Below are 18,185 nucleotides of genomic sequence, written 5' to 3'. Positions count from 1 at the left end.
GGAGCGGTCTCCACTTGTCGGCCAGGAGTACCGAGTCCGGGTCGATGCCCGGTCGATGAGGGCGACTCGCTAGCTCATGGCACTCCTGTCAGACGATGTCTGTCGAGGGTGTCACCTCGGTGGAGTGGGCGTCCTGTGCCGTTGCTCAACGCGGAGGATCCCGCGGGGCTCGGCGCACAAGGCCCGGCCCGCCGGCTCCAGCGGTGCCGCCGGAGCCGGGTCGGTCCTCACAGGGACCGGCTGATGATCTCCTTCATGATCTCGGAGGTGCCGGCGTAGATCTGGGAGACGCGCATGTCGGCCCAGATGCGGGCGATGGGGTACTCGTTCATGTACCCGTAGCCGCCGTGCAGCTGGAGGCAGGTGTCGGCGACGCGCTGCGCTCGTTCGGAGCACCACAGCTTCGCCATGGCGGCGGTGGGGATGTCCAGACCCTCGCCGACGTGGAGCTGGATGCACTCGTCCACGAAGGACCGTGCCACGCGAGCTTCTGTAGCGACCTCTGCCATTTTGAACTTGGTGTTCTGGAACCCCCAGATCGGCCGTCCGAAGGCGCTTCGGTCGCGCACGTAGGCCAGTGTCTCGGCCAAGCAGAACTCCATGGCTGCGACGTTCGACACTGCGACCAACAGCCGCTCCTGGGGGAGCTGCTGCATGAGCTGCACGAAGCCCTGGCCTTCGGTGAGGCCCAGCAGGTTGGTGACCGGGACGCGGACGTTGTCGAAGAAGAGCTCCGAGGTGTCCTGCCCCTTCATCCCGATCTTGTCGAGCACCCGACCGCGGGAGAAGCCCTCCGTGCTGGTGGGGACCAGCATCAGCGAGATGCCGGCGGCGCGGTCGTCCGGATCGGTCTTGACCACGGTGAGCACCAGGTCGGCCTGCGAGCCGTTGGTGATGAAGGTCTTGGAGCCGCTGACAAGGTAGTCGTCACCCTCGCGCACCGCCTTAGTCTTGATGTTCTGCAAGTCCGAGCCGGTCCCGGGCTCGGTCATCGCGATCGCGCCGACGACCTCGCCGGAAGCCATCTTGGGAAGCCACTGCTGCTTCTGCTCCTCCGTGCCGTAGGCGAACAGGTAGTGGGCGACGATGCCGTTGTGCAGGGACGCCCCCCAGGAGCTGTCGCCGACCCGTGCCTGCTCCTCGATCAAGATGGCCTCGTGGGCGAAGGTGCCGCCGCCGCCGCCGTACTCCTCGGGGATCGACAGGCAGAGCAGACCGACATCACCAGCGCGGTTCCACAGTTCCCTGTCGACGTGCTTGTCGGCGATAAAGGTCTCGATGTGCGGTTTGATCTCCTTCTCACAGAACGTACGTGCCAGGTCGCGCACGTCGTCGAGGTCTTTGTCCATCCAGGGGGAGCGACGAGTGGGCAAGGGGTGCCTCCGGCAGGTCGGGTACAGAGTGTACCAATCTGACCACACCCGTCGCCCTGGGTACAAGGTGTTCCATGCATGCGGACCCGGGAGTCGTTGGTTTCGTCGACCCCGCATAGGCTGCCTCTTGTGGTCGAGGTCGGGCGATGGGTGGATTCAACGGTGCGGCGCCGGTCGTCGCGCGATGATCAGGTCCGGGCGCGGCGACGACAACAGGTGGCGAGCGCCGCTCTGCAGGTCGTCGACGAGGCAGGAGTGGGTGCCGGCACGGCCCTGATTGCCGAGCGGGCTGGCATCCCGAGGCCGCACGTCTACCGCTACTTCTCCAGCCGTGAGGACCTGGATGACGATGTGGTACGCCTCGCCGCGCAGGACCTCATTGCCTGCGTCCGGCCCCACCTGACTCGGCGCGGCACGCCCTCACAGGTCGTCGAGGGGCTGGTCCACGCCTGCGCCACCTGGGCCGACGTCCACCCTCACCTCTTCCGTTTCCTAGCCGCACGGGGGCAGAGTCGCACCCTTCACCGCGCTCGGATGGGTCGCTCGCGATTGCTGGACGAGATCGCTGCGGCGGCTCGCGGCTATACCAACTCGGCCGAGGAGACCTTTCCCGAGGGCATCTTGGTGGGCGTGATGGGGATGGTCGACGCGACAATCATCTGGTGGCTCGACCAGCGCGACGAAACCCTCGAGGTCATGGTGGGGCGCCTCTCGCGCCACGTCACTCTAGTGCTGCACGATGCCTTGGCCGCCCACGGAATCGACCTCGACCCAGCGGTCGAGCTGGAGCCGTTCATCGGCGGGTGAGTCATCAACGGCCCGCAATATTGCCCTGCTCAAAGTGCTCAACATCGACGACGACGAATGTCGCGTGTGCGGTGGCGACCGGGTTGCCGTCCGCATCCAACGCCGCGGCTTCCACGTGTAACCGCCGTCCCGAGCGGTCCCGGACGTGGGCAGAGAACTCGTAGTCGGTCCTCAGCAGCACCGGACGGAGGTACTCGACGGTCAGGGACCTCGTCACGGCAAGCTCTCCGACCCGGTAGAGGAGGAAGCCGAAGAGGTCGTCGAACGCTGCAGCGACCAGGCCGCCGTGGGTGATCCCGGGCGCCCCTTCCTGACGGTGGTCGAAGCGGTGCACGGCGCGAACGCCGACCTCGGTGGCGTCGACCTTCAGTGCAAGACCAGCAGGATTCTCCGTCCCGCATCCCGCGCAGGTGGGGGAGTGCGAGGGGAGGCGTCCCTCCGCCGACGGCTCGGGCCGCGACATCGAGCGGATCCACGCCTCCAATGCCGACATGGCGCCCCCCTCGGAGTGTACCTCGTTCGCCGGGGCGGTTTGCTCGCCTGCGCCGGAGGCGCCTCGGAGCGGGTCGCGCATGGAAAGCTCCTCAGATTCAAGACCGACGGGCGCGGAGGCACAACGTCGCATCTGTCTCTCTCGCATACAGGATCAAGTCGTCGTCGTGACGAGAGTGGCCTATAGCCGAAAGTCAATGACCCGCCGTTCGCCAACGCACGAGACATGATGGCATATTTGTATTCACGTGAGACGTTGGGGCTACATTTGTCTACACTCGTCGCTATGCGGCTCATCTGGACACCTCACCGTCCTCAAACCGATGCCGAGCGACGTGGCCTTGCCTGGTGGGTGGCCGTGCTGAGCTGCAAGCCGTTCCTGATCGTGCTGCGCCGGCCGGACTGGCGCGGAGTCTCAGGGATCCCGAGGTCGGGTGGGGCAGTGCTGGCCGCCAACCACGTCTCGCACATCGACCCTCTGCTAGTCGCGGAGCTGGTGCTGGCCTCGGGGCGGGTGCCGCGGTTCTTGGCGAAGGACAGCCTCTTCCACGGTCCGATCGTGGGCAGGTGGTTCCGTGCGGCCGGCCACGTCAAGGTCGACCGGGCTGCCGGACGCGCAGGGTACGACGACGCGGTGAAGGCGGCACGCTGTGGTCAGCTCCTTCTGGTGTATCCCGAGGGTTCTATCAGCAAGCGGGAGGACGGTATGCCGATGACGATGAAGTCAGGGGCGGTTCGCATCGCCCTCGAGGCGTCGGTCCCGCTCCTCCCGGTGGCCCAGTGGGGTGCCCAGGAGATCCTGCCCGCATACAGCGGGCGGTTGCGATGGGGTTGGCGACGGCAGGTGAGCGTGTTCGTCGGCGCTCCCGTCCCGCTCGAGGACCTCCGTGACCTGGAGCCCGCACGTGCCGTCGAAGTGGGCCGTCAACGGCTCGAGGACGTCCTCATCACGATGGTGTGCGAGCTGCGTGGAGCCACCGCGGCGGCGCGGTCCATCCGTGCTCAGGCGCCGAAGGCGGGATCCTCAGGGCGCGAGGATCCCGAGCCGCGCACCATCGCGGGGCCGTAGGTGTCCAGCAGTGTTGCCATCAGCTCATCGAACGGTAGGTCCACGAACATCCCCCGCTCGCGGACGTACTCCATGTGGCGGCGGCCGGCGCCGTCGGCTGCGTGGAGCAGGGCGTCCTGCGATCCGTCGAACTCCAACGGAGGTACGCCGAAGCGGCGGCACAGCTCGGAGTTGAAGGCCGGCGAGCCCTTGCGCCACCGGCCGTCGACGTACGCCGCGCTCCACCCGTGGAACACGAACAGGTCCGTGCCCATCAGCTCCAGCAGCGCCTCGCTGTTGAGGTGGTTGCGGACATCGGAGAACCCCAGTACGGCCGGGATCCCCGCAGCGCGCAGGCTCGCCGTGAGCAGCACCGCCTTCGGGACGCACCAGGTGGGGCCACCGTCAAGGATCGCGCTGGCGCGGTAGGTCGGGGGGGCCGCGGTGACGCTGTAGGGGTCGTAGCGGAGTCGGTCGCGGACCTCCGCGAAGAGCAGCCCGACCCGCTCACGCGGATCCTGGACACCTCGCACCACGGACTCGGTGAAGTCGCGCACGTCGTGGTGGTCGCTGTCGATGAACCCGGTCGGGGCAAGGGCCTGCCGGGGGTCGAGCTCGTCGCCCATCAGGCACTGACCTCGGCGTTCTGGAGTGCGCCGGCCGCCCCGAGGGCCGTGACGAGGTCCCGCTCGAGCGACGGGAGGGCGGCAGCTGCGAGGGCGGCTTGCTCCGCCCGGCCCCGGGCCGGGCCCTCCTGCCGGCCCAGCGACGCGACCAGTGACCATGTCTCCGCGCAGAGGTGCGCAGCGTTGGCGACTTCGCTCGCGCGAACGTCCCCGGTCAGACGCGCGATGTCGGCGGCGCCGCTGGAGAGCAGTCGCCGGAACAGCCCACCGCCGGTGCCGGCCTTCTCCACGAATGCGCTGAGTCCCTGGAGCGCCAGGTCCAAGACCTCGTCGGGGAAGACCTCTGGCCATCGAGCGAGGTCCTCGGCGAACAGGTCGACGGCGGCCAGCCCCGTGGCCCCGGTCGCCGTGTCCCTCCCGGTGACAATCGAGGGACCGGTCGAGGTGGTCATCGCGACAGCCGCCTGGGCGAACGCCGCCCGGGCGACGGTGGCCAGGTCGGGCAGCGAATCGGGCCAGGCGATGTCGAAGTAGGTGTGGCGCGTCGGGACCGGAAATCCTCGGGAGGAGCGAGCCCGAGCCAGAGCCTCGTAAGGCACCAGCTGCACCTCGTCGCGGTCGTTGTCGACGACGTGCGCGAGCTGCTGCACGTCGTCGTAGCCGATCACGACGATGTCATGGCGACTCATCTGAAGGCGCACGCGCAGGTAGGGCAGCTCTGCGATGTCGGCCCACACAAGGGCTGGGCGACCGGCGCGCACGGCATCGCGCACGTAGGTCCAGCCCACCTGGGGGTCCTCCGTGGCGTGCACGGTGACCACGGCGCCGAGTCGTGTCGGGAGATCGGTCTCCAGGTCCCCGCCCCGACCCACGAGGTACACCGGTGGCATGAGCGCTGCATTCCGGACGTAGGAGAGGTCCAGCGACCCGCTTAGCGCGAAGACGAGGCCCTCGTCGGGCGGGCCTTCCCAGCCGAGCCCGGCCCATTCGAGGAGGTCGCGCATCGCGCCCGAGCCGCAGTGGCCGCCACGTCGGTGCGGGTAGGGAACCGCGACGGCGTCGCTCGAGCTGGCCATGGAACTCATTCCTAAAGACAATTTGCATGATTTGTTCCAACCTAAGGCACGAGCATCTCATTGTCATGGCCAGGTCCGATGTGACATGAGTCCGTTGGGCACCACGGTCGCTATCGTGTCCACCGTGTCATCCCCCTCCATGCGCGATCGGTACCGCGAGCACGTCCGCACGGCTGTGGTGGAGGCTGCTCACGGCCTGATCGCCGATCGAGGCTGGGAGCGAGTCCGCATGGGTGAGATCGCCGAGGCAGTCGGGATTTCACGCGCCCTGCTCTATAAAGAGTTCGGCGACAAGCCCGGATTGGGAGAGGCCGTCGTCCTGAGGGAGGCGGCGCGCTTCATCGAGGGCATCGAAGGAGTGCTCGCGCACCACGACGCCGATGCTGCTCGCGGCCTCGCGGCCTCGGTGGAATTCGTGCTCGAGGAAGCTGAGAACAGCTCTCTACTCAGGGCGGTGCTGATCGCCAACCGCGATTCCTCCCCGACCGCGACGGGCATTCTCCCCCTGCTGACGACCTCCGCGCAGCTGCTGGAACTGGCCTCGAACTCGTTGGCACGGTGGCTCATGGCTCACGTGCCCGGGGTGCAGGCCGACGATGTGGCGGACGCTGCGGAGGCTCTGGTGAGGCTCACCGTGAGCCATCTAGCCCTGCCCACCATGTCCCGCAAGGACACTTCACGGAAGATCACCGAGGTCGGACTGAGGTACCTCGGGCTCTCCGTCGAAGCGGCGACGTCCGAAGCCACGACCTGACGTACACTCCCAGCCGGTGATCGGGTCCGCCGCCACCGCAAGGACCAAAAGCCAGAGCTTCTACGGCCACTTCTACATCGAGCACAACCGGGGCCATCACGTCCGCGTCGCCACACCGGAGGACCCCGCCAGCAGCAGGTACGGCGAGAACTTCTACCAGTTCTGGCCGCGTACGGTCGGTGGTTCCCTCAAGAGTGCCTGGAACATCGAGAAGAAGCGCTACGCGCGCAAGAAGCAGCACCCGTTCCGGACTCAGACCGTGGAACCAAGGTGAACTCCGTGACTTGACCGGTGGTCGGCGGTGTGCCCGAGATGGGACATACTTGAGATGGAAAAGGCTACGTCAACAAGCGCACAACGCACCGGATTACACACGTTGGCGCAAGCGACCACCCGCGCTGTCCTCGTACGGCACCTCACGGGAACCCGACGGTCTCATCTGGGAGGTGGAGTCCGTCGAGGACCAACTGTCCGAGGCGGCGGGCGATCACGTCGGGCCGGTCGGCTGGTAGCACGATGTGACTCACGGTCCTGCGGTCCGTGCCTGGCTTGGCCCCGTTCTGGCTGCGCGGGTGTTGGCTGCGATCGGCGATGACCCAGCCCGGTTCACCAGCCCCTCCGGGCTGCGAGCGTTCGCCGGAACTGCGCCCGTGACACGAGCGTCCGGGCGATCGCACTACGTCAAAGCCCGCAAGATCCGAAACAAGCGGCTCGGCGACACCCGCCACTGGTGGGCATTCGCCACTCTGACCAGATCACCAGGAGCACGAGCGCACTACCGGGGGCGGCGACCGAGCCCAGCTCCGAACTTGACCCGTGGCAAAGCCCATTCCCGCGACATTGGGACCCGCCCGCTTGCCAGGTGACGCTCTTGCGTCTCGGGTCAGTGGTTCACATCCACAACGAGCTGCGGTCTCATCGACGCGCCCGTGTCATCGGCGAACTCGTCGGCGATGCGGTCGACAAGCGGCTGCAGGAAAAGGCGTCCGAGCTGCCGCACCATGATGGTGACGACCTGCTCGCCGACGGTGTGCTTCGTCGAGGCGACGCCGGCCTCCCGCAGATCGTGGACCTGCTGGGCGGAGAGCTGGCTGAGCCGGCTGACCAAGTCGACTCGCCCTGCGCTCCCATCGAGGATAGCCCGCCGCAGGTAGTCAACGATCGCTTGGTTGGCCGAGAGCATGGCGGCGACAGCACGGTCGCGTGCGGCCGTGACCTGGCCCGGCGGGCATTTGCCGAGCGGGACGGACGCGATCGTCTGGGCGAACTGCTCGACGATCGCGAGTTCGACGGCTTCGCGCAGTGCCTCCTTCGTCCCGTAGTGGTGGACGATGAGACCGACCGTCACGCCCGCCGCGGCTGCGACCGCGCGTAGCGAGGTGGCCTCGGCGCCATGCGCCGCGAAGAGATCGAGTGCGGCGTTCCGGATCCGTGCCTTCGCGGTGAGGTCGTCCGCGCGTAGAGCCGCACTGGGCTGTCGTAGCGTCATGTCTCCTCAGCCCTCGTCGGTCTGCGTTATCGGATCGGCCCGATACTAGCCCAACTATTGCACGAACGTACTAGATGCTATACAACTGTACAAACAGTAGCGGTGGTCAAAGGAGCAGCCAGTGTCGAGCACGCCAGACGCGACCGCCGTCGCGGGCGTCGGGGTCGTTTCCCTGGCCGTGAACCTGCCTGGACCCTTGGCGGCTGCCCGCCTTGCCTCGATGGGGGCGTCAGTGACGAAGGTCGAGCCGCCCTCCGGAGACCCGCTCCAAGCGGTCGCGCCGAGCTGGTACAAGGAGCTCGTCGCTAGCCAGGAGGTCGTCCCGCTCGACCTCAAGAACCCAGTCGGCCGATCAGCGCTGGAGACGCGGCTCGCGGCTGCCGACGTGCTGCTGACCGCGATGCGGCCTTCGGCACTCACGCGGCTCGGGCTTGTGGCTAGCGTCGAGCGGCATGGTCTCGTGCTGGTCGAGGTCGTGGGCTACGACGAAGAACGATCGGAAGAGGCCGGGCATGACCTGACGTACCAGGCCGTCCAGGGCACGCTCATGCCGCCAAGCATGCCCCTCGTGCCGTTTGTCGACGTGCTCGGAGCAGAGCGAGCGGTGACCGCGACACTGGCCGGGCTGCGGCGACGGACGTCAAGGAAGACGGCCGTACGCGAGCGGGTCGTGCTCGACGATGTGGCCTTCCACGCATCGGCCGCGGTGCGCCACGGCCTGACGCGTCCCGGTGACGTCCTAGGTGGGGGCCTGCCCACCTACGGCATCTACGCGACGGCCGACGGACATGTCGCCGTCGGTGCGATTGAACCGCACTTCGCTCGCCGTCTCGCCGACGCCGTGGGGCGCACGCGTGAGGAACTGGTCGCCCGGTTCGCCACCGAGTCCAGCGCCCACTGGGAGTCGCTAGGCCGTTCGCTCGACATCCCCCTCGTGGCCGTCCAAGACCTGCGTGCCGGTGTTCCTGACACGCCCGTCCCTTTCCACAACCTCGGCTGATCCCCACCCCAACTAGGAGTCCTCCGCCGTGCCCAGCCTCGCCCGAGTCCTCGCCCGAACGGCCAGCCGTGTTCCCCAACGGATCGCCGTCGAGTTCGGTCCGGATTCGATGACGTACGCCGAGCTCGACGCCAGCGTCAACCAGCTCGCGCGTGAGCTGACCGACCGGGGCCTGGCCAAGGGCGACCGTCTACTCCTGCTCTCGGGCAACAGCGGCGCCTTCGTCGTCGCGCTCTACGCCGGACTCCGTCTGGGCGCCATCGTCGTACCCGTCAACCCGCGGTCGGCGCCGCCCGAGATTGACCACTTCGTCACCGACTCGGGCGTCAGTCTGCTGCTCTTCGGTCCCGAGGTCGTCGAGAACATCCGGGGGCTGGCACGCGGCGGGGGCCGCGCAGGTAGCATCCCCGCGCTCGCGCTGGGTCGCGCAACGGGTTTCGACGACGTGCTGGCAGCCGCGGCCGTCCAGTCCGCTGAGCCGATCGACGTCGAGGTCGCGGAAGACGACGACGCCCTCATCATCTATACCTCGGGTACAACCGGTCGACCCAAGGGCGCCCTCTTCGACCAGCACCGCATCCTGTGGGTCGGCATCAACACGGCGATTGGGTTAGGACTTCACGAGGGGGAGCGGACGTTGCACGTCGCTCCCCTGTATCACTCAGCGGCCCTCAACATGCTTCTCATCGGCGGGATGATGTACGGCGCGACGCACGTCATCCTGCCCCGCTTCGACCCGGAAACGGTGCTCGAGATGCTCGAGCGCGAGCGGATCACCCAGTTCTTCGGCGTCCCGACGATGTACACGTTCCTGCTGCGCACCCCGTCGATCGCGACACGCGACCTGTCGAGCCTTCGTGTCTGCCTGTACGGCGCTGCTCCGATGCCGGCGACGACGGCTGAGGCGCTAGTGGCGGCGCTGCCGGCCGCGTCAATCATCCAGGCATGCGGCCAGACCGAGGGCGGGCCGGGGGGCATCCTCCTGCAGCATGACGAGGTGCTCGCGCGACCGAGCGCGAGCGGTCGCAGCGCCATCGCCAACACCGAGGTGCGCATCGTCGACCTCGACGGCAACGACGTGGCGCCCGGCGGGGTCGGCGAGATGATCATGCGCGGCGAGACGATGATGAAGGGCTACTGGGGCAACCCCGAAGCGACGGCGGAGACCGTCCGAGACGGCTGGGTGCACACCGGCGACATCGCCAGCATCGACGAGGACGGTTACATCACGCTGGTCGACCGGCTCAAGGACATGATCATCACCGGCGGCCGCAACGTCTATTCGGTCGAGGTTGAGAGCGCCCTGGCCGGTCACCCAGCGGTCGGGGACATCGCCATCGTCGCGCGACCGAACGAGGAGTACGGCGAGAGCGTCGTGGCCGTCGTGACCCCACGGGACGGTGCCACGCTTACCCTTAAGCAACTGCGCGAGTACGGCCAGCAGTGCCTCAGCAGCTACAAACTGCCCCGCGAGCTCATCATCGTCGACGAGATTCCCCGCAACGCCTCCGGCAAGCTTTTGAAGCACCAGATCCGGGCGGAACTCAATGCCTGACACCTCAAGCGACCTGGGCAGTGGATCCGCCGCCAGAGCGCCGACGACCTCGAAGACCCTGCGCCTCACCGTGGACGGGCCCGTCGCCACGGTCGAGCTGACCAGGCCTGAGCGCCGCAACGCGCTGAGCCCTCACTCGGTGCAGGATCTGCTCACAGCGTTGGCCGACGTCGCGTTGGCCGCCGACGTTCGTGTCGTGGTGCTCACCGGCGCGGGGGGCAACTTCTGCGCCGGCGCGGATTTGCTCGACCTCGACCCCGGTCGACTTGGCGAGGCCATGGTCGAGTTCAACAAGATCGTTCCTGCCCTGCGCGACTTGCCGCAGCCGGTCATCGCCAAGGTCCGTGGCAACGCGGTCGGCGCCGGCTGCAACCTGGCCCTTGCCTGCGACTTCGTCGTCGCCGACGAGACGGCGCGGTTCACCCAGATCTTCGCCCGCCTCGGCCTGTCCATCGACCTCGGTGGCAGCTGGGTCCTGCCCCGGCTCGTCGGGCTGCGGCGGGCGCGAGAGTTGGCCCTCCTCGGGGACGACCTCGACGGGCCGACCGCCGCTCAGGTCGGACTCATCGCACGCTGCGTGCCATCGGACGAGCTCGATGACGCGGTGACCGCCCTGGCCCGACGCCTGGCCGGCTTCTCCCGGTCTGCCCAGGCAGGCACCAAGCACCTCCTCGACGCGACGTGGAGCTCTGCCCTCACCGAAGCGCTGGCCGCTGAGGCCGAAGCCCAGGTCGCCAACGTGTTGACGCCCGAGTTCCACCGAGCCCTGAACGCCTTCCGCACCCGCCACCGAGGAGTCAAACCATGACCCGTGAAGCAGTCGTTGTCGACGCCGTCCGCACACCGGTCGGCAAGCGTGGCGGCCAGCTGCGCGACTGGCATCCCGTCGACCTGCTTGCGCACACCCTCGCCCACCTCGCCGAGCGCACCGGCCTCGACCCAGACCGACTCTCCGACGTCATCGTCGGCTGCGCCCTCCAGCGCGGCGAGCAGAGCGGCAACGTCGCCCGCAACGCCTTGCTCGGTGCGGGCCTGCCCACCGCCGTGCCCGGCACGACCCTCGACCGGCAGTGCGGGTCCGGCCAGCAGGCGGTCCACTTCGCGGCCCAAGCGATCAAGTCCGGCGAGTACGACTTCGCCATCGGCGCAGGCGTCGAGTCCATGAGCCGGGTCGACCTCGGTCCGCTCTTCGTCCCCGGCGGCGGCCAGGGCGACTGGTACGGCGAACGGGCCCTGGCGCGCTTTGACGGTAACTTGCCCGCCCAAGGGCCGTCGGTCGAGCTCGTCGCCACGAAGTGGGGTTTCACCCGTGAGCAGCTCGACGCCTTCAGCGTCCGGAGCCACCGTCGCGCCGCCGCGGCGACCGACGCCGGGCACTTCGCCTCCGCGCTCGTGCCTCTCGACGGCGCGGCCAAAGACGGCTCAACCGCGCCGATGACCTTGGACGAGGGGATCCGGCTCGACATCGACCCCGCGCGGGTCGCCGCCCTGCAGCCGGTGTTCTCCCCGGACGGCGTCATCACCGCCGGCAACGCCTCGCAGATGAGCGACGGAGCGGCCGCCCTCCTGGTCGCCGAACGCGCCGCCGCTGAGGCGGCCGGCCTGCGACCGCGGGCTAGGGTCGTCTCCATGGCCGTCGCCGCGGACGACCCGGTGCTTCAGTTCACGGCCATCATCCCAGCCAGTCAGAAGGCCCTGGACCAGGCCGGCCTGACCGTCGGCGACATCGACCTCGTCGAGGTCAACGAGGCCTTCTCGCCGGTCCCGCTGCTGTGGTGCGAGGAGTTCGGCTACCCGGAGGACCAGCTCAACGTCAACGGCGGATCCATCGCCATCGGCCACCCGCTCGGCTCGACCGGCGCGCGCCTGCTGACCCAGCTCGTCAACGAGCTCGAGCGCCGCGAGGCCCGCTACGGCCTGCTCACCATCTGCGAGGGCGGTGGCATGGCCAACGCCACGATCATCGAGCGCATCGCCTGAGGAGCAACGACATGGAGATCAGCAACCACACCTTCCTCGTCACCGGAGGCGCATCCGGGCTCGGAGGCGCGACCACCGCCGCCCTACTCGAGCGAGGCGCGCACGTCGTCGTCGCCGACCGCGCCGGGACAGCGCCCGCCGGCGCCGTCTTCGTCGAGACCGACGTCACCGACGCCGGCGCGGTGGCCCACGCGGTCGAAGTCGCCAGCCACCAGCCGGGACCGCTCTGCGGGGTGGTCAACTGCGCCGGAATCGGCGTCGCCCAAAAGGTGCTCGGCAGGTCCGGGCCTCACCAACTCGAGGACTTTATGAAGGTTCTCGAGGTGAACCTCGCCGGTACGTTCAACGTGATCAGGCTCGCCGCCGCCGCGATGAGCGCCGCCGAGCCTGGCCCGAGCGGCGAGCGTGGTGTGATCATCAACACCGCCTCGGTCGCCGCCTTCGACGGCCAGATCGGCCAAGCCGCCTACTCGGCCTCCAAGGGCGGAGTTGTCGCCATGACGCTCCCGATCGCCCGCGAGCTTGCGCGGTACGGGATCCGGGTGGCAACCATCGCGCCGGGGCTGTTCCTCACCCCCATGATGGGCGTGCTGCCTGAAGCCGCCAGGGAGTCGCTGGGCCAGCAGGTGCCCTTCCCGGCGCGGCTCGGCGACCCGTCCGAGTACGCCGCCCTCGCAATCCACATCATCGAAAACCAGATGGTCAACGGCGAGGTGATCCGTCTCGACGGAGCCCTGCGCATGGCCGCCCGCTGAACAGGAGACCGTCATGACTTTCCCCTTACCCACCCGACCCCTCGTCACCGGCTACCCGTCGACTATGGGGGACGACGTCCAGCTGAACACGACCACGCTCATCCTGCACGCGGCACGCACGCATCCCGAGCGCGAGATCGTCTATCGCACCCCGGAAGGGGGCTGGGACCGCTACACCTACGCGGCGGCATACGAGCGCGTGATCCGGGGCGCAAACGCGCTGCGCGCTCTTGGCGTCGAGCCCGGGGACCGTGTCGGCGTCCTCGACTGGAACAGCCGCCGCCACTACGAGCTCTACTGGGCCATCCCGGGCCTTGCCGCCGTGTTGGTCCAGCTCAACCTCCGCCTCGGGCCAGAGGACCTGTCCTTCGTGATCGACGACAGCGGCACGTCGGTCATCTGCGTCGACGAGACGCTCCTGCCGGTCGCCGAGGCCGTTGCCCACCTGCTACCCGGAGTGCGTGCATGGGTCGTGATGACCGATAAGCCGCTCTCACAGGTCGAGACCAGCCTGCCCAACCTGCACCACTACGAGGACCTCGTCGCCGCGGCCAGCCCGGACCTGGTCTGGCCGGAGATCGACGAGCGCTCCGCGTACAGCGCGTGCTACACGACCGGCACGACCGGCCGACCCAAGGGCGTCTACTACTCCCATCGGGCGATCTACCTGCACTCGTACGGCATCGCCACGAACATCGGGATGGTCCTCGACGACTGCACCATGCTCATCACTCCGATGTTCCACGGCCAGGCGTGGGGCCTTTCCCAGGCAGCGACGCTGATGGCCAACAAGATCGTCCTACCCGGCCGCTATATGGCCGAGGACACCAAACCGCTGACCGACGCGATCATCGCCGAAGGCGTCACCGTCACCAACGGCGCACCTGCAATCTTCCTGCCGATGTTGCATTACATCGAGAGCCTCGACGAGAAGCCGGACCTGTCCCGGCTGCGGATGATGTCTGGAGCCACCGAGCCGCCGCTGACGATGATGCGCGGCTTCCGAGACCTGACCGGCGCCGAGATCGTCCACGCCTACGGCGCGACCGAGACCACCCCGCTCGTGACGATGAACCGCTACAAGCCGAGCGTGCGCGAACGCCTGAGCGAGGACGAGCTGTTCGAGCTCAAGCGCAAACAGGGTCTGCCCGTCACGGGCGTCGACGTCCGGCTCATCGACGGCGTCGGCAACGACGTCGCATGGGATGGCGTCACGCAGGGGGAGATCTGCATGCGAGGCCCGTGGGTCACCAGGACCTACCACAACATGCCAGAGGACGACCGAGCCGGCCGGTTCCACGACGGCTACTGGCGAAGCGGCGACGTCGGGACGATCGACGCGGATGGGTACCTGAAGGTGACCGACCGGGTCAAGGACGTCATCAAGAGCGGCGGTGAATGGATCTCCTCGATCGACATGGAGAACCTGCTCCTCAGCCACCCGGCTATCGCTGAAGCCGCGGTCGTGGGACTGGCGCACCCGAAGTGGCAGGAGCGGCCCTTCGTCCTCATCGTCCCCAAGCCCGGGCAGGAGATCACCCTCGAGCAGGTCCGCAGCCACCTGTCGAGCGCATTCGCCGCGTGGCAGCTGCCCGATGCCATCGAGATCGTCGCCGAGATCCCCCGTACGAGCGTCGGCAAGTTCGACAAGAAGCAGATCCGCGCGGCATACGCCGCCGCCTACGGGGGTGAGCAGGCCGATGCCTGAGCAGCTCGTGTCTGCCGAAGCCCACGGTACGACCCTGGTTCTCACCCTTGACCGGCCCGCCGCTCTCAACGCGTTGAGCCGCACACTCGTCGACCACCTCGCTGACCGCCTCGAGGAGGCCGCCGCCGACAACGCCGTCCGCGCGGTTGTCGTGTCCGGATCGGGCAAGGCATTCTGCGCTGGCGCGGACATCGGCGAGATCCCCGGCATGGTCAACGCCTCCCCGCTCGACGCGTTTCCGTTCGACCGGCTCTTCGAGACCGTGGCCTCCCTGCCCGTCCCGACGATCGCCGCGGTCCGCGGCCTCGCCTTCGGCGGCGGCTGCGAGCTCGTCCTCGCCTGCGACACCGCCGTCGCAGGGCGCTCGGCCCGCTTCGCCGTCCCCGAGGTCAAGCTTGGGGTGATCCCCGGCGCCGGCGGAACCCAGCGCCTGGTCCACGCCATCGGCAAGGCCAAGGCCATGCGGATGCTCCTCACTGGCGCGCCAGTCGACGCCGAATGGGCCTACACGGCGGGCCTCGTCGCCGACCTCGTCGACGACGGCCAGGTACTCGACCGCGCCCTCGAGCTCGCCGCCCAGATCGGCGCCAACGCTCCCCGAGCCGTGGCGTATGCCGCTGACTCGGCCCGGCGGGGCCACGACCTGCCGCTTCAACAAGGACTCGCCCACGAGCGGCGCAACTTCCTCCTCGCGCTCGGCACGTCCGACGCTGCGGAAGGGATCGGCGCTTTCACCGACCGACGCACGCCCGCCTTCACCGGCAGATAAGGACGACCCGATGATCCTGGACGACTACCGGTCCCCCTGGCTGACTGAGGACCTAAACGACCTGCAGCAGCTCGCCCGCACCTTCCTCGACAAGGAGGTCGTGCCGAACCAAGCCCGGTGGGCCGAGCAGCACATGGTCGACCGCGACTTCTGGCGCGCGGCCGGACGCGCCGGTCTGCTGTGTATCAGCATCCCCGAGGAGTACGGCGGCGGCGGCGCCACTTTCGCACACGAAGCGGTCATCGCGGCCGAGCAGGCCCACGTCGCCGACGACGCCTGGGCCAACAGCGTGCACAGCACCATCGTCGCGCACTACATCAACGCCTTCGGCACGCAGGAGCAGAAGCTGCGCTGGCTACCCGGCATGGCCTCCGGTGAACTCGTCGCTGCGATCGCAATGACCGAACCGACCACTGGCTCGGACCTGCAACGGGTCCGCACCCGCGCCGTACGCGACGGCGACCACTACATCATCAGCGGCTCCAAGACATTCATCTCCAACGGAACCCACTGCGACGTGCTCATCATCGTGGCCCGCACCAGCGACGAGCCCGGCGGCCGAGGCCTGTCCCTCGTCGTCGCCGAGACGCAGGACCTGCCGGGCTTCGAGCGCGGCCGGGTGCTCGAGAAGATCGGCATGCACGGCCAGGACACCCGAGAGCTGGCGTTCGTGGACATGCGCGTCCCTGCCGTCAATCTCCTCGGGGGCGTCGAGGGCCGCGCCTTCCAGCAGCTCATGGAGCAGCTGCCCCAGGAACGGCTCATCATCGCCGTCACGGCGGCAGCCGCGGCTGAGACGGCTGTAAGGCACGCGATCGCCTACGCGAAAGAGCGAGAGGCCTTCGGGGAGACGCTCCTGTCGTTCCAGAACACCCGATTCGTCCTTGCCGAGTGCGCTGCTGACGCCCTCGCCGCGCGCACCCTCGTCGACAGCTGCATCACCCGGCACGTCGCCGGCGAACTGGACGCGGCCGGTGCCTCCCTCGCGAAGTTCTGGTGCACCGACATACAGAACAAGGTGGTCGATCGCTGCCTGCAGGTCTTCGGCGGCTACGGCTACATGATGGAATACCCGATCGCCCGGATGTTCGCCGCCGCCCGCGTACAGAAGATCTACGGGGGAACGAACGAGATCATGAAGGAACTGGTGGCCAGAGCCCTATGACGTGCTCCGACGTTGAGACAACGCACCCGTGCTCCTGCCCGCTGAGGACATGCCCGTCGGGCAAGACATCGACTGCGGCCCCTATCAGGTCACGGAGAACGAGGTCGTCGAGTTCGCCTCGGCCCGGGCCCCGCAGTACGTCCACGTCGATCGCGATCTCGCCGCGCACACCGACGTCCGCGCACTGGATCGCCAGCGGTCTGCACACGGCCCGGATCATCCAAAGGGTTCGCAGCGACCGGCGTGTATCAGCGGCACGGCCTCGTCGCGGGCGAGGACATCCACGACATACGCTTCCTTCGCCGCAGCGCGCCGGTGACGTGGTGACGCGGTGACGTGCTCGATCGTCGTCCAGCCCGTCGTGACGGTTCGGACGGGGTCCATGACATGACGACGCCAACGACACCGACCCACCGGGCGATCTCGGCCGACTCCGGCACGCACTGGACCGCGGAGGGCGCGTGGCAGGTCGCTGAGGGCATCCACCGAATCCCGCTGCCGCTGCCGATGGACGGCCTGCGGGCGGTCAACGTCTACGTCATCGACACCGATTCCGGCCCCGTCCTCGTCGACGGCGGCTGGGCGATTCCCGAGGCCCGCGAACTGCTGGACCGCTGCCTGCGCTCGCTTGGCTACGGCTTCGGCGACATCGATCGGTTCCTCGTCACCCACATTCACCGCGACCACTTCACGATGGCCTCGGTTCTCGGCCGGGAGTATGGCGCCGAGGTCATACTCGGCGAGCCGGAGCGGCCCGCGCTGGAGCTGCTGCTCACTCCCGACACCAAGCGCAACCCGTTCCACGACGTCCTGGTCACCGCCGGAGCGCGTGACGTCGCCGAGGCCTGGGTTGAGGCCGGCCCAGGCGAGATGCCGGACTTGTCGATCTGGGCGCTCCCGGGCAACTGGCTCGAGGGCGACCTCACGGTCGACCTGGGCACGCGGGTGCTGGACGCCGTACACACGCCCGGCCACACTCCCGGCCACTACGTGTTCGCCGAACAGGCGGCGGGGCTGCTCTTCGCCGGCGACCACGTGCTGCCGACGATCACACCGTCGATCGGTCTCACCGTGCCGCCCGCTGATGCGCCGCTCAGTGACTTCCTCACCTCGCTGGCCAAGGTACGCGCCTTGCCCGACCTCCAGCTCCTGCCTGCCCACGGGCCGATCGCGCCGTCGACCCACGCACGGGTAGACGAGCTGCTCATACATCACGAGCAGCGGCTCGAGCTCAGCCTCGCTGCCCTCGCCCGTGGTCCGTCGACCGCGAAGGGCGTCGCGACCCACCTCGGCTGGACCCGCCACGAGCACCCGTGGGACCAGCTCGACATCTTCAACCAAGGCATGGCCGCCATGGAGACTAAGGCCCACCTCGACCTCCTCGTCGCCCGCGGCCGGGCCACCGCCACCCCAACCTCCGGCGGGGTCGTCTACACCGTCAGCCCTCGCCGACCAGTTTCCATGGGCTTCCCCTCGTAGCGTGGAGCATCGCCACAAACGATGAGCCATGGCCAGGTAGCGAAGTTCGACGAACTTCGAGCAGGGCGCGGTCCGGCTGGTGCTCGGAACCAGGAAACCGATCGCGCAG

At 68.3% G+C, this 18,185-nt stretch carries 19 protein-coding genes; 14 read left to right on the top strand and 5 right to left on the bottom strand.

All coding sequences use genetic code 11. The features are described 5' to 3' along the window. Nucleotides 1–227 precede the first annotated feature (227 nt). On the bottom strand, nt 228–1,349 hold the full coding sequence (locus Q9R13_RS05535; RefSeq protein ID WP_056680449.1) for an acyl-CoA dehydrogenase family protein: 1,122 nt from the start codon (nt 1,347–1,349) through the stop codon (nt 228–230). Between the two features lie 240 nt (nt 1,350–1,589). Between Q9R13_RS05535 and Q9R13_RS05530 the strand changes: the two genes are divergently transcribed. After that, the gene (locus tag Q9R13_RS05530) at nt 1,590–2,180 is read left to right on the top strand and encodes a TetR/AcrR family transcriptional regulator (protein ID WP_310964073.1); all 591 of its coding nucleotides are present in this window, start codon (nt 1,590–1,592) and stop codon (nt 2,178–2,180) included. A 4-nt stretch (nt 2,181–2,184) separates the two neighbouring features. Here the strand turns inward: Q9R13_RS05530 and Q9R13_RS05525 are convergent, their stop codons facing one another. Next, a complete protein-coding gene (locus Q9R13_RS05525) occupies nt 2,185–2,673 on the bottom strand; it encodes a PaaI family thioesterase (protein WP_310964072.1) in 489 nt (162 codons plus the stop codon). Between the two features lie 285 nt (nt 2,674–2,958). On the opposite strand from Q9R13_RS05525, the gene Q9R13_RS05520 reads away from it, so the two are divergent. Continuing rightward, nucleotides 2,959–3,741 carry a lysophospholipid acyltransferase family protein gene (locus Q9R13_RS05520; protein WP_082563713.1) on the top strand — a complete coding sequence of 261 codons (783 nt, stop codon included), beginning with the start codon at nt 2,959–2,961 and terminating at the stop codon, nt 3,739–3,741. Here Q9R13_RS05520 and Q9R13_RS05515 read toward each other — a convergent pair. Then, the gene (locus tag Q9R13_RS05515) at nt 3,675–4,346 is read right to left on the bottom strand and encodes a transglutaminase-like domain-containing protein (protein WP_056680455.1); all 672 of its coding nucleotides are present in this window, start codon (nt 4,344–4,346) and stop codon (nt 3,675–3,677) included. The genes Q9R13_RS05520 and Q9R13_RS05515 overlap by 67 nt on opposite strands. Further along, nucleotides 4,346–5,422 carry a BtrH N-terminal domain-containing protein gene (locus Q9R13_RS05510; protein WP_310964070.1) on the bottom strand — a complete coding sequence of 359 codons (1,077 nt, stop codon included), beginning with the start codon at nt 5,420–5,422 and terminating at the stop codon, nt 4,346–4,348. The genes Q9R13_RS05515 and Q9R13_RS05510 overlap by 1 nt, the downstream gene beginning before the upstream one ends. 115 nt (nt 5,423–5,537) lie before the next feature. Between Q9R13_RS05510 and Q9R13_RS05505 the strand changes: the two genes are divergently transcribed. From Q9R13_RS05505 to Q9R13_RS20235, 3 genes are all read left to right on the top strand, one after another. Continuing rightward, the gene (locus tag Q9R13_RS05505) at nt 5,538–6,176 is read left to right on the top strand and encodes a TetR family transcriptional regulator (protein ID WP_310964069.1); all 639 of its coding nucleotides are present in this window, start codon (nt 5,538–5,540) and stop codon (nt 6,174–6,176) included. 16 nt (nt 6,177–6,192) lie between these two features. Beyond that, on the top strand, nt 6,193–6,450 hold the full coding sequence (locus tag Q9R13_RS05500; RefSeq protein WP_458295165.1) for a fatty acid desaturase: 258 nt from the start codon (nt 6,193–6,195) through the stop codon (nt 6,448–6,450). Nucleotides 6,451–6,694: 244 nt separating this feature from the next. After that, nucleotides 6,695–7,042 carry a transposase gene (locus Q9R13_RS20235; protein WP_397219063.1) on the top strand — a complete coding sequence of 116 codons (348 nt, stop codon included), beginning with the start codon at nt 6,695–6,697 and terminating at the stop codon, nt 7,040–7,042. Between the two features lie 17 nt (nt 7,043–7,059). Here the strand turns inward: Q9R13_RS20235 and Q9R13_RS05495 are convergent, their stop codons facing one another. Beyond that, a complete protein-coding gene (locus tag Q9R13_RS05495; RefSeq protein WP_310964068.1) occupies nt 7,060–7,665 on the bottom strand; it encodes a TetR/AcrR family transcriptional regulator in 606 nt (201 codons plus the stop codon). 121 nt (nt 7,666–7,786) lie between these two features. On the opposite strand from Q9R13_RS05495, the gene Q9R13_RS05490 reads away from it, so the two are divergent. From Q9R13_RS05490 to Q9R13_RS05450, 9 genes are all read left to right on the top strand, one after another. After that, nucleotides 7,787–8,665, top strand: a complete 879-nt coding sequence (locus Q9R13_RS05490) for a CoA transferase (protein WP_310964067.1) — start codon at nt 7,787–7,789, stop codon at nt 8,663–8,665. Nucleotides 8,666–8,693: 28 nt separating this feature from the next. After that, the gene (locus tag Q9R13_RS05485) at nt 8,694–10,220 is read left to right on the top strand and encodes a class I adenylate-forming enzyme family protein (RefSeq protein ID WP_310964066.1); all 1,527 of its coding nucleotides are present in this window, start codon (nt 8,694–8,696) and stop codon (nt 10,218–10,220) included. Then, the gene (locus Q9R13_RS05480) at nt 10,213–11,028 is read left to right on the top strand and encodes an enoyl-CoA hydratase/isomerase family protein (RefSeq protein ID WP_310964065.1); all 816 of its coding nucleotides are present in this window, start codon (nt 10,213–10,215) and stop codon (nt 11,026–11,028) included. The genes Q9R13_RS05485 and Q9R13_RS05480 overlap by 8 nt, the downstream gene beginning before the upstream one ends. Beyond that, nucleotides 11,025–12,200: a thiolase family protein gene (locus tag Q9R13_RS05475; protein ID WP_310964064.1), complete on the top strand. Its 1,176-nt coding sequence runs from the start codon at nt 11,025–11,027 to the stop codon at nt 12,198–12,200. The genes Q9R13_RS05480 and Q9R13_RS05475 overlap by 4 nt, the downstream gene beginning before the upstream one ends. An 11-nt stretch (nt 12,201–12,211) precedes the next feature. After that, the gene (locus Q9R13_RS05470) at nt 12,212–12,955 is read left to right on the top strand and encodes an SDR family NAD(P)-dependent oxidoreductase (RefSeq protein ID WP_310964063.1); all 744 of its coding nucleotides are present in this window, start codon (nt 12,212–12,214) and stop codon (nt 12,953–12,955) included. A gap of 13 nt (nt 12,956–12,968) precedes the next feature. Beyond that, a complete protein-coding gene (locus Q9R13_RS05465; protein WP_310964062.1) occupies nt 12,969–14,663 on the top strand; it encodes a long-chain-fatty-acid--CoA ligase in 1,695 nt (564 codons plus the stop codon). After that, the gene (locus tag Q9R13_RS05460) at nt 14,656–15,432 is read left to right on the top strand and encodes an enoyl-CoA hydratase/isomerase family protein (RefSeq protein WP_310964061.1); all 777 of its coding nucleotides are present in this window, start codon (nt 14,656–14,658) and stop codon (nt 15,430–15,432) included. Before Q9R13_RS05465 ends, Q9R13_RS05460 begins: the two co-directional genes overlap by 8 nt. 10 nt (nt 15,433–15,442) lie before the next feature. Further along, entirely contained in the window at nt 15,443–16,597 is a 1,155-nt protein-coding gene (locus Q9R13_RS05455; protein WP_310964060.1) for an acyl-CoA dehydrogenase family protein, read from the top strand. Between the two features lie 387 nt (nt 16,598–16,984). After that, nucleotides 16,985–18,076, top strand: a complete 1,092-nt coding sequence (locus Q9R13_RS05450; RefSeq protein WP_310964059.1) for an MBL fold metallo-hydrolase — start codon at nt 16,985–16,987, stop codon at nt 18,074–18,076. The last annotated feature ends 109 nt before the right edge of the window (nt 18,077–18,185 follow it).

This window comes from Nocardioides marmorisolisilvae (assembly GCF_031656915.1).
Lineage (GTDB): Bacteria > Actinomycetota > Actinomycetes > Propionibacteriales > Nocardioidaceae > Marmoricola > Marmoricola terrisoli.
Note: the sequence above shows the minus strand (reverse complement) of the source record. Positions and strands in the feature narration are given on the sequence as shown.

Coding starts and splice junctions, on each gene's coding strand:
- Q9R13_RS05535 (WP_056680449.1), bottom strand. CDS start 1,349: ATGGACAAAGACCTCGACGACGTGCGCGACCTGGCACGTACGTTCTGT.
- Q9R13_RS05525 (WP_310964072.1), bottom strand. CDS start 2,673: ATGTCGGCATTGGAGGCGTGGATCCGCTCGATGTCGCGGCCCGAGCCG.
- Q9R13_RS05520 (WP_082563713.1), top strand. CDS start 2,959: ATGCGGCTCATCTGGACACCTCACCGTCCTCAAACCGATGCCGAGCGA.
- Q9R13_RS05515 (WP_056680455.1), bottom strand. CDS start 4,346: ATGGGCGACGAGCTCGACCCCCGGCAGGCCCTTGCCCCGACCGGGTTC.
- Q9R13_RS05510 (WP_310964070.1), bottom strand. CDS start 5,422: ATGGCCAGCTCGAGCGACGCCGTCGCGGTTCCCTACCCGCACCGACGT.
- Q9R13_RS05495 (WP_310964068.1), bottom strand. CDS start 7,665: ATGACGCTACGACAGCCCAGTGCGGCTCTACGCGCGGACGACCTCACC.
- Q9R13_RS05480 (WP_310964065.1), top strand. CDS start 10,213: ATGCCTGACACCTCAAGCGACCTGGGCAGTGGATCCGCCGCCAGAGCG.
- Q9R13_RS05475 (WP_310964064.1), top strand. CDS start 11,025: ATGACCCGTGAAGCAGTCGTTGTCGACGCCGTCCGCACACCGGTCGGC.
- Q9R13_RS05470 (WP_310964063.1), top strand. CDS start 12,212: ATGGAGATCAGCAACCACACCTTCCTCGTCACCGGAGGCGCATCCGGG.
- Q9R13_RS05465 (WP_310964062.1), top strand. CDS start 12,969: ATGACTTTCCCCTTACCCACCCGACCCCTCGTCACCGGCTACCCGTCG.
- Q9R13_RS05460 (WP_310964061.1), top strand. CDS start 14,656: ATGCCTGAGCAGCTCGTGTCTGCCGAAGCCCACGGTACGACCCTGGTT.
- Q9R13_RS05455 (WP_310964060.1), top strand. CDS start 15,443: ATGATCCTGGACGACTACCGGTCCCCCTGGCTGACTGAGGACCTAAAC.
- Q9R13_RS05450 (WP_310964059.1), top strand. CDS start 16,985: ATGACGACGCCAACGACACCGACCCACCGGGCGATCTCGGCCGACTCC.